This window comes from Microcoleus sp. Pol11C3 (genome assembly GCF_036701485.1).
In the GTDB taxonomy this organism is placed as follows: domain Bacteria; phylum Cyanobacteriota; class Cyanobacteriia; order Cyanobacteriales; family Microcoleaceae; genus Microcoleus.
This window is the reverse complement of record NZ_JAUBQW010000035.1, coordinates 37,538-45,680: the sequence shown is the minus strand read 5'-3', so window position 1 is coordinate 45,680 and position 8,143 is coordinate 37,538. Positions and strand designations below refer to the sequence as shown.

The following is an 8,143-nucleotide window of genomic DNA, read 5'->3' as shown; positions in this document are numbered from 1 at the left end:
TACAGTTTCGGCTAATTGGCTTTCGACATTTTGCTTTTGAGTAGCCAATTGCTGCTGCAAAGAAGCGATCGAACTTTCGCGTTCACTCAACTGCTGTTGTAAACTTTCGTAACTTTCTTGCAGCGGATTTGGTTTTACACTCACCGAGTCCGATAGAGTTTCTGCCGTTACAGCGTCATTAATGGCGCTTTCTTCGGCTGTTTCCCCTTGCAAGTCCGGGGCCTCTATCTCCGTTTCTTCACCTTTTTTCCAAGTGACGGTAACTTCCGTCTTGTCTTTAGAAATATCCAGAGCGCCTTGTGCCAAGCGTTCTAGGAGTTCCGACCTTGATATTCCGAGCTTGCGAGCGATCACGTTTAATCGATCGGCACTAGAAGAAGTCAGCGAAAGTCCGACTTTGACTTTACTTTCTGAATTGGAACTAACTACATTGCGATTTTTTTTGACCATTGGCATTTTCCTCATGCCAACCTACACTTATTAGTGTAGTGGCTGAAGCTTCTATTAAAATTAATTCTTGTTACTTACCAATTGTGCCAGCTTCCGTTCCCAATTGAACAAAAATCCGTGAATATAATCTTCGATCCCTTCCTCGCCGTAGAACCGCTTAAAGATTCCCTCGCCCGCGGTTTTTTCGGCACGATATCGCAGATAGCACTGTTGAGCTTGTTAGATATTATCTAACTTTGCGCCCCATGTCATCTGTTCGGCGCGATCAACCAAATCCAAATAAGCGGCCAGATAGTCTTTGAACGCTGCAAAAAGGCGAGTTTCCACAACTTCCATGTGATCGCCCGAACCACGCTGCTAGAAGCTTTTTTACAGGATGAGGATCAAGTCGGGTGAGCAAGAGTGGGATTAAAGACAAAGCCTGCGGTTTCCAACCGCGCCTACACAGACAAAACCCAGTTGGAGTGCGTTAAAGAATTTTTACTCGATCGGGCCTTGACGTTTTCCTCTCAAAGTGAGAGTATAAGCATAGTAGCCAAGCAAAACCACCACAACACTAGAAACCACCTATGCAAAAGTCCCAAATAAAAAAACCAACAACTCATGAATCTAATATCGATCCGCAACCTCCGTAAAGATGCTGCCCAGTATCCCAATGTCAAAAATCAAATTGATAGCTGGAACGAAACTGTAAAGCAAGCAGAATGGCAGAAGTTGGAGGATGTTCGCAAGATTTACCGAGATGCCGAAGCAGTAGGAAACTTCACAGTTTTTAATATCAAAGGCAACGAATATCGCCTGATAGTTGGCATCAACTACGAGGAGCAAACTATTTTTTACAAATATTTCCTAACCCACGCTGAATACGACAAAGACAAATGGAAAAATGATCCTTACTTTTGATGGAGCCACTTATAGCAAATTGCTTGCAGAAATTGCTCCTAGGGCGATCGAAACCGAAGAGGAATACGATCGCCTCCTGGCTGTGGCCGAACGGCTAACGTTCACTAAAAACCTCACTCCAGAGGAGAGAGCTTTATACAAGTTGTTAGTAACGCTGATTGAAGTTTATGAGACAGAAAATTATCCGATGGACAAATCGGAGCCTCATGAGATTTTGCAACACATCATGGAATCCAGCGGCACCCGTCAAGCGGACTTGGTAGGTATCATTGGATCGAGCGGTGTGGTGTCTGAGGTTGTCAATGGGAAAAGAGCGATTAGCAAGGCACAAGCTAAGGCACTAGGCGATTATTTTAAAATCTCACCTAGCTTGTTTATTTAATTGGGAATAGGGCATTGGGAATAGGGCATTGGTTATTTCTGATTAGAAAAACTACTAACCAGTAACCGCTAACTATTAGCGATGCCCGATGCCCGATGCCCATGCCAGAGGCATCTGACCCTAGAAAAGCGAGATCCCTTGAGTTTTCTAAAAGAATTCAAGGGATCTCGCTAATAATCAAAGTATTTATCTCAGATCAGAGATTTTTTTTGCAAGCTGTTTTTTTTGCCTAAACAGCTTGTTTAACGGAGAGGGAGGGATTCGAACCCTCGTTAAGTTGCCCTAAACACACTTTCCAGGCGTGCGCCTTCAACCGCTCGGCCACCTCTCCAGGGCTAAATGAATTAATTTAGCCACAGCTAAACTATATTAGCAGAACAAATCTGATTTGGGAAGGGGTAACGGCATAAATTTACTGTTTAATGTGGGTAGGGTGTCAAACGAGCGGGCTTGGGTTCTCCTCCCTGTGTCGCAAACCCATTCATTTAAAGGATTTTGCCCGCCCAACCCCTATCTAAAATCTAAAATCTAAAATCTAAAATTCCATGACTCGCTCTTACACAATTAAAATTCATAACAGACAAACAGGCGATCGCCACACCGTGCGAGTACCCGAAGACCGCTACATCCTCCAAAGCGCGGAAAACCAAGGAGTAGAATTGCCCTTTTCCTGTCGCAACGGCGCTTGTACAGCCTGTGCGGTGCGCGTCAAGTCGGGAGAACTGCACCAGCCAGAAGCAATGGGGCTTTCGGTGGAACTCCAAAAAGAAGGTTATGCCCTGCTGTGCGTCAGCTATCCGCGTTCCAACATCGAGGTAGAGACGCAAGACGAAGACGAAGTGTACGAACTGCAATTCGGCCGTTACTTCGGCAAAGGTAAAGTTAGAGCGGGTTTGCCGTTAGATGAAGAGTAAGGCAATTTGATAAATTATCAACTACCAATTATCCATGCTTTATCGATTATGTGCGATCGCCCTTTGTCTGTTGCTAGCTAGCTGCCAAAAACCAGAAATGCCCCAAGGTACGATCGCCAAAGTAGAAAGGGCCATCAGCGGCCAAACAATCGAAGTTATCAGTACAGCCGACAAAATAGCCTTATTAGAACAAATCAGGCTGATTGGTATTGATGCCCCGGATTTAAAACAGCAGCCTTGGGGAGAAGCAGCCAAACAAAGACTAGAACAGCTAATTGGGGGAAAACAGGTATTGTTAGAATCAGACATCGAACAGAAAGACCAGTTCGATCGCAAACTAGCCTACTTGTGGCAAGATAAAAATTTGCTCAACGAACAGCTAATCAAAGAAGGTTATGCCCTCGCCTCAGTGCGATCGCCCAACACCAAATACCAACAGCGACTCGTCAACGCTCAAGAATGGGCGAGACTCATGGGAAAAGGCCTGTGGAATCCAGAACGAGCTTTGCGCCAAACTCCCGCAGAATTTCGCCAGCAAAATCGGCAATAGTTCAGTTGACAGTTGACAGTTCCACTCGTTCCTAGGCTCTGGGGAACGCAGATCCGGAGGCTCTGCCTCCATTTTTTCCAGCCGAGGCAGAGCCTCTAGATATAGGTTCCCAGGCAAAGCCTAGGAACCAGTTATTTAGTCAACCGGTACGCATTGCTTTCATCTTCCCTCTGACTTCCTAATGACAGATAATCAACTGCAAAACTTCTTAGAAATAGCCACCGAAGCAGCCCTAGCCGCGGGTTCCGTCCTGCAATCTTTCTGCGGAAAATTAGAAAAAATTCAAGAAAAAGGCCGATCGGGTGATTTAGTCACAGAAGCCGACAAAGCCTCCGAAGCCGTCATCTTAGAAATTTTGGGCCGCCACGTACCCGACCACGCCATCCTCGCCGAAGAATCCGGCAAATTAGGGGATGCCAGCAGCAAATACCTGTGGGCGATCGACCCTTTGGACGGCACAACCAATTATGCTCACCAATATCCTTTTTGGGCCGTGTCGATCGGACTTTTAATCGACGGCATACCACAAATTGGAGTAATTTACGACCCTTTTCATAACGAATTGTTTCGGGCAGGCAAAGGATTGGGAGCAACTTGCAACCGATCGCCGATCGAAGTTTCCCAAATCCCAGAATTGAGAACCAGCTTGCTAGTCACAGGCTTTGCATACGATCGGCGCGAAACAGCAGACAATAACTATGCCGAATTCTGTCACCTCACCCACCTCACCCAAGGCGTGCGGCGCAGCGGTTCGGCATCCCTAGACCTCGCACACCTCGCGATGGGGCGATCGGACGGATACTGGGAACGGGGACTCTCCCCTTGGGACGTAGCAGCCGGTGTACTCATCGTCTCCGAAGCCGGAGGTCAAATTACAGCTTATGACGGCAGTGCCTTTGAGATGAACTCGGGTCGGATTTTGGCGACAAACGGCAAAATACACGCCGAACTCCGCGGCGCACTGCTAGCCGTTCCTCCCTTATCTTCCTGGGGGTAATCTGCCTGCAGCAAGAGATCGGGGGTAGTACGGGGGTCAGAACCCCTTGACTCAAGCTACATTAAAGAATAGTGAAAAGCCAGGAAAGGAAGAGTAAAAGTTATGTCTTTTGAAATGACAAAAGGGCTGTTCAAGTATGACTTTACAGATCAGCACGCAATTTTGGGAATTCCCTTAGACGCCGAGTTTAACGACATCCGCAAGCGCTACATGAAAATCGCCCGCCGCTTGCATTCGGATACTTGCTCTTTTGAAAGCCAAGCTGATAAAGATTGGGCTAACCAATTTTTGTCAAAAGTAGTCAATCCGGCTTACAATAAATTCTCTAAGGAAAGCGATCGCAAAGAATACAGCCTGCTATTAGCAGCCATCGGCAAGCGCGTTGTTAAAGAACAGGCGAAAATGCAAATTGAAAGCGAAGCAGCCAAACAGTTAGCTACCGCTCAAAATTGGGAAGAAGCTTACAAAACAGCAGTTAGCAAACTCGCTCTCAAGCAGTACGAATCAGTTAAGGAAACCGAAGATGCGATCGCTCAAATTAGCGAACTCAACATGGTTTACCTGCTGCGAAAAGAGCGCCTTGGCGGTGGCGGTGGTGCGGTTGCACCCGGTTCTTCATCTGCAAAAGCCACAAGCACAACTAGCACAGAAAAAACAGCAGCAGAAAAAACAGCAGCAGAAAAAACAGCCACCGTAAATCCCACGCCTCCTCCTCCGCCTAAACTCGAACCCCCAGACTCGCAGACCGAAGCCTATTGCCGCCGAGCTCAAGGATTTATGGACAGCAAAAATTACGCTAAAGCAAGTTTGGAGTTGAGGGAAGCCCTGAAGCGCGCTCCAAAACACAGCAAGGCTCACGCTATGTTAGCAATGTGTTACCTTGAACAAAATCAAGCCACAATGGCGAAACTTGAGATGAACAAAGCTTTGGCATCCAATCCTGAAGAACCGACGGCTTTGGAGGTGAAGAAAAAGCTGGAACAAGCGGCAGCAAAGAGCAAAAAAGGTGACGAGAAACCAGGATTTTTTGCAAGTTTGTTTGGCGGGAAGAAGAAGTGAGAAGTTGTGAATTGTGAGTCTTGAATATTTAGAAACGGGTGAACTGCTCAGCAGCGGAGTGAGCTAGATCAAAAAAATCAAGACTTGGTGAGATCAAATCCGGTGACATCGGAATTACACTAGAGTGCGATCGTCCTGGGATCGCGGATGCTCCAGAAAGAAGGGGACGATCGCACTGACGGGGAAAATGATTATTCCGATGCAAAGGAAAACGATATGATGCCTAAATTTGTTAAAGTCGAATGTTAAGCTTGCCTTCTTCGACTTTAACAGCTTCCCCTAAAGCTAAGCTTCTAAGCCCAATCTCAAATCTCAAATCTCAAATTGATATGACACCTTAATTTGTTAAAGTCAAATGTTAGGCTGGCGTGGTTAGACTTTAACACCGTCCATAAAGCTAAGCTTCTAAGCCCCATCTAAAATCTAAAGTCTAAAATCTAAAATTGATATGGTTCACCAACCCCCATCCGGTGCAAGAGATTTATTGCCCCTTGACGTTGCTCAAAAAATTTCGATCGAACGGCGCTTACAGCAGGTTTTTCACCGCTGGGGCTATCACCGGATTATTACCTCTACTCTAGAACGGCTGGAGACATTGATGGCTGGAGGGGCGATCGACCGATCGACCTTAATTCAACTGCAAGACGCCGAGGATGGAGAACTCGGTTTGCGGCCGGAATTGACAGCATCTATCGCCCGCGCGGCTGCAATGCGGATGGCCGGGACTCGCTGGCAGCCTCAGCGCCTCTACTACAACGCCAACGTGTTCCGCAAAGGCCCAGATACTGGCTCAGGGGGGCAACAAGAGTTCTATCAAGCTGGGGTAGAGCTCCTCGGCGCGGGGGGGGCGGTTGCGGATGCGGAAGTGCTGCTGCTGCTGTCTGAGTGCTTGCAGAGCTTGGAAATTGATGAGTGGCATTTGGTTTTGGGAGAAGCGGGCTTGACTGCAACATTGCTAGAACCGTTTCCGCCCAACGTGCGCCAGAAAGTTCGGGGGGCGATCGCCAATCTCGATCGAATTGCCTTGGAAACTTTGCCGCTGTCAACCGAATTGCGAGAAAGAGCACTGCTATTATTTGACTTGCGCGGCCGCCCAGAAGAGGTGTTGCCGATTGTTGCCAAACTAGATTTAGATTTGCCGCAGCAAGCCGCGTTAAATAATCTCAAATCGGCGATCGAATTATTGCACAAATGCCAGTCAAAAATTCCCAATCTAAAATCCCACATTCACCTCGATTTGAGTTTAATTCAAACATTTGACTACTACACTGGAATTGTGTTTGAAGTTGTCAGCAGCAGCAAGACAGGACAGCGAGTTTTAGGACAAGGAGGACGGTACGACCAACTGTTGGGACTGTTCGACCCCCAAGGGCAAAATTCCCCCGGCATCGGGTTTTGTCTGAATATTGAAGATTTGCACCAAGTTTTGCTGACAGAAGGGCAATTGCCCACGGAGACACCCGCTAGCGAATGGTTGGTTGTACCTCAAACTCCTGAAGCTGGGGCGGCGGCTTTTGATTATGCTCGCAAACTCCGAGACTCTACTCACCTAGTTCGGGTAGAAATAGATTTAGAGAGTCGGGAAACGGAGGACGAGGCGCGGGAATACGCGCGCGATCGACGAATTACTCAAATTGCTTGGGTAAATGCCGAAGGATTGCCAACAATTGAAACGGTAAATTAGGCTAATTGGTAATTGGTAATTAGTAGTTGGTAATTGGTTAAAAATCACCCGATATGATATTATGTATCCTGCTGATTGAGAGAAGGTCTTGCCAATTGCTAATTGCTAATTCCCGATCTAACTAAAATGTTTTGAGAGAACACTATGGCACACACTATTGTTACGAATATTTGCGAGGGAATTGCTGATTGTGTCGGCGCTTGTCCGGTTGCTTGCATTCATCCCGGCCCCGGCAAAAATGTCAAGGGTACTGATTGGTTTTGGATTGATTTTGATACCTGTATTGACTGCGGTATTTGTTTGCAGGTGTGTCCTGTCGAAGGGGCGATCGTTCCAGATGAGCGGCCTGAGTTGCAGCAAACTCCCTCTTAATTGCAACTTGATTGCAATTGAGGGCTAGATAGATACATAAACTAAGGGGTAAGGTGCGCCCGGTCGCGCACCTTACATTCACTTTTTTTGCGAACCGCAGAGGACACACAGAATAGGAGTGAGAAATAGTGGAAAAATCTAACGTTTAGATATCTAAGTGCAGGTAATTAATTAGGTTACTTTTGTGAGTTCTTTCTCTTCCCTTCTCTTGTCTTCCTACCCTTCGGGAACGGCTTCGCCGAACGTGTCCTTCGCGTCTTCGCGGTTCGTGTAAAAAAAGCCCGATCGCACTTTACAAAAAAAACTACAATAAAATCCTATGCAGCCGATCGCACTTTCCGAATCTCACATTTTCTCCATCCGCACCCATGCCGAAAGCGCTTATCCCGAAGAATGCTGCGGTTTGTTGCTGGGTCGAGTTACTGGCGGTGTTAAAACTTTGGTAGAAGTTTGGCCGACTCAGAATGCTTGGAGTGCGGAAGCTGAGGAGAATTGGCCTGAAGAAAAGGGATTGACAGAAAGACGCAGATATGCTATTAAGCCCGAAGATATGTTGCGGGCGATGAAACACGGGCGCGATCGCAGTCTGGATATTATCGGTATATATCATTCTCACACGGATTGTCCTGCAGTGCCCTCAGAGTGCGATCGGACATTGGCCTGGGCCGAATACTCTTACATCATTGTGTCAGTCCGACAAGGCTGTTCGGAAGATATCCGCAGTTGGAGTCTTGACGGAGAGGGAAACTTTCAAGCAGAGGAAATTCGCCTAGTGGAACCGACTCAGATTAAGAAATAATTAGTAAAAATAACAAACACGTAAAAATGCGAA

The 8,143-nt window shown here is 46.9% G+C and carries 10 protein-coding genes, 1 tRNA gene and 1 pseudogene; 9 read left to right on the top strand and 3 right to left on the bottom strand.

Annotated features, from left to right (window positions below; translation table 11 throughout):
- Both QUA40_RS10940 and QUA40_RS29000 read right to left on the bottom strand, forming a co-directional pair.
- Positions 1-450: ribbon-helix-helix protein, CopG family (locus QUA40_RS10940; RefSeq protein ID WP_333125147.1), on the bottom strand; the 450-nt coding region annotated here is incomplete at its 3' end.
- Positions 451-510: 60 nt separating this feature from the next.
- A pseudogene (locus tag QUA40_RS29000) lies at positions 511-657 on the bottom strand (hypothetical protein); the annotation flags it as partial.
- Positions 658-1,053: 396 nt separating this feature from the next.
- On the opposite strand from QUA40_RS29000, the gene QUA40_RS10935 reads away from it, so the two are divergent.
- Both QUA40_RS10935 and QUA40_RS10930 read left to right on the top strand, forming a co-directional pair.
- The gene (locus QUA40_RS10935; RefSeq protein ID WP_333125144.1) at positions 1,054-1,353 is read left to right on the top strand and encodes a type II toxin-antitoxin system HigB family toxin; all 300 of its coding nucleotides are present in this window, start codon (positions 1,054-1,056) and stop codon (positions 1,351-1,353) included.
- A complete protein-coding gene (locus QUA40_RS10930) occupies positions 1,337-1,735 on the top strand; it encodes a transcriptional regulator (RefSeq protein WP_333125142.1) in 399 nt (132 codons plus the stop codon). The genes QUA40_RS10935 and QUA40_RS10930 overlap by 17 nt, the downstream gene beginning before the upstream one ends.
- A gap of 246 nt (positions 1,736-1,981) precedes the next feature.
- On the opposite strand, the gene QUA40_RS10925 is transcribed toward QUA40_RS10930, so the two are convergent.
- Positions 1,982-2,066, bottom strand: a tRNA-Ser gene (locus QUA40_RS10925).
- A 214-nt stretch (positions 2,067-2,280) separates the two neighbouring features.
- Here QUA40_RS10925 and QUA40_RS10920 point away from each other — a divergent pair.
- The 7 genes from QUA40_RS10920 to QUA40_RS10890 all read left to right on the top strand — a co-directional run bounded on the left by QUA40_RS10920 (position 2,281) and on the right by QUA40_RS10890 (position 8,110).
- Complete coding sequence (locus QUA40_RS10920; RefSeq protein ID WP_333125141.1) at positions 2,281-2,649, top strand: 2Fe-2S iron-sulfur cluster-binding protein; 369 nt, start codon at positions 2,281-2,283, stop codon at positions 2,647-2,649.
- Positions 2,650-2,683: 34 nt separating this feature from the next.
- Positions 2,684-3,199: a thermonuclease family protein gene (locus tag QUA40_RS10915; RefSeq protein ID WP_333125139.1), complete on the top strand. Its 516-nt coding sequence runs from the start codon at positions 2,684-2,686 to the stop codon at positions 3,197-3,199.
- A gap of 181 nt (positions 3,200-3,380) precedes the next feature.
- Positions 3,381-4,196 (top strand): inositol monophosphatase family protein, encoded by an 816-nt coding sequence (locus QUA40_RS10910; protein WP_333125136.1) that lies wholly within the window; start codon positions 3,381-3,383, stop codon positions 4,194-4,196.
- Positions 4,197-4,298: 102 nt separating this feature from the next.
- A complete protein-coding gene (locus tag QUA40_RS10905) occupies positions 4,299-5,255 on the top strand; it encodes a tetratricopeptide repeat protein (RefSeq protein ID WP_333125133.1) in 957 nt (318 codons plus the stop codon).
- A 448-nt stretch (positions 5,256-5,703) separates the two neighbouring features.
- Positions 5,704-6,939 carry an ATP phosphoribosyltransferase regulatory subunit gene (locus QUA40_RS10900; protein ID WP_333125132.1) on the top strand — a complete coding sequence of 412 codons (1,236 nt, stop codon included), beginning with the start codon at positions 5,704-5,706 and terminating at the stop codon, positions 6,937-6,939.
- A 144-nt stretch (positions 6,940-7,083) separates the two neighbouring features.
- Positions 7,084-7,311: an indolepyruvate ferredoxin oxidoreductase subunit alpha gene (locus QUA40_RS10895; protein ID WP_006635695.1), complete on the top strand. Its 228-nt coding sequence runs from the start codon at positions 7,084-7,086 to the stop codon at positions 7,309-7,311.
- Between the two features lie 319 nt (positions 7,312-7,630).
- Entirely contained in the window at positions 7,631-8,110 is a 480-nt protein-coding gene (locus QUA40_RS10890) for a M67 family metallopeptidase (protein WP_333125130.1), read from the top strand.
- Positions 8,111-8,143 lie beyond the last annotated feature (33 nt).